A 1,522-nucleotide genomic window follows, 5' to 3' on the forward strand; every position below is an offset into this window, starting at 1 on the left:
GTGAAGGACGGATCGAAGGCCAGCGTGACGAAGCCGCGCTCGGCCATAGTCTGCGCATAGAGGCCGGATGACTGTTCCTTCACCGCGCCGAACGGTCCGCTGACGACGATGGCTGGCAGTTGCTTGTCGTTGCGATCCTTCGGCAGATAGAGATCGCCGACGAGCGTGATGCCGTAGCGGTTTTTGAACTTGACCTTCTGGTGGTCAACTTTTTCGCTTTTAGGGAAAACCTTGTCCCATTCCTGTGACATATTCTGAGCCTTCGCGTTGGAAATGTCGAAAAGTGACGCCGCGCCGAGAGCGGCCATGCCGACACCGGTCAGCTTGAGCAGATTGCGACGACCGGCATCGGGCACGCTCTGATGATGGGATGCGTTTTCGGATTCAAAATTCTGTTTCATTGCAGGTTCTCCTTACTGTTTTCGGACGGGCTTTGCCCTTCAAGTGATTGGTGTCGCGCTTCAGAACAACGCTTCGATACGGAACGGAAATTCGCCGCGCACCAGTAACGGTTTGGCGCCCTGGTCCAGACGTCCAAGCCGGATCAGTCCACGCGACCATTGGTAATGGCCATGGAACATCGCCAGATTGCCCCCACGGCGCGTAGTAGCAAAGGTCGCCCACCGCCTCGTTGCTAAAGCGGTTGCTGCCTTCTTCGGTCAGCTTGCGCGACAGGTACGCAATCTTCTCGTTGGTCGAGTAGTCTTCGATGGTGAGATCCAGAGGTAGCATCGCGAACAGTTCGCGTGCCAAAGGGCTGTCCTCCAGCGTTGCCGTGAAATCCTGATCGGCGAAGGTCAGTCTGAGGCGCATTGTGGTTTCTTCCTGCGCTTGAGTTTTCCCCGTCAACGCAGAAACAAGAGCGGGGATGATGACGCCAACAGCGCCCGCTGCCAGCAATCGACGACGAGAAATTGGCGCATACGGCCTCATGTCAGGCTGCCTCGGGCTTCAGCATCCGCTCGCCATTGCCGATCAACATGAGTGCCAGGACCGCCAGGACGATACTGCCGATGAAAGTCGCCTGGACGGAGATGCCGTCGAGTAGCAATCCGCCGACTACGGCTCCGAGCAGGATCGACGCCTGAATCGCTGCAACCATCAGGCTACCGGCGGCCTCCGGCGCATCGTCGGCATTCTGCGACATCCACGTCATCCAGATAACGGAGAACATGGTGTTCATCGCCCCCCAGATGGCCATGAACATGCCGGCGGCGATGATCGAGAAACCAAGCAGCAGGAGACCAAGGGTGGCCCCGCCCATGATCAAGGCCGGCAACTTCAGGAAGGGAGCGACATTGCCTTTCAGGAAGCGTCCCGCCGCCCATGTGCCGACGAATCCAGCACAGCCCAGCAGAAGCAGGAGAACCGATAGCGTCGTAACATCCACCTGCGTTACCTCTTCGAGAAACGGCCGCAGATAAGTGAACATGGTAAAGGCCGAGCCCCAGGACAGCATGCAGGCTGCAAGTCCGCGCTGAAAATGTGGGCGCTTCAACAAGGCGAACATCGATCGGAAGTC

At 58.1% G+C, this 1,522-nt stretch carries 1 protein-coding gene and 2 pseudogenes; all 3 read right to left on the reverse strand.

Going from position 1 to position 1,522, the window contains the following annotated elements; translation table 11 throughout:
• Window positions 1-401 (reverse strand): alpha/beta hydrolase (locus FHW00_RS24395; protein WP_182514711.1); only part of this gene is annotated, 401 nt, incomplete at its 3' end.
• Between the two features lie 60 nt (window positions 402-461).
• Window positions 462-933, reverse strand: a pseudogene (locus FHW00_RS24400) (cyclophilin-like fold protein).
• A gap of 1 nt (window position 934) precedes the next feature.
• Window positions 935-1,522, reverse strand: a pseudogene (locus FHW00_RS24405) (MFS transporter); the annotation flags it as partial.

This window comes from Ochrobactrum sp. P6BSIII, assembly GCF_014138065.1.
GTDB lineage: Bacteria > Pseudomonadota > Alphaproteobacteria > Rhizobiales > Rhizobiaceae > Brucella.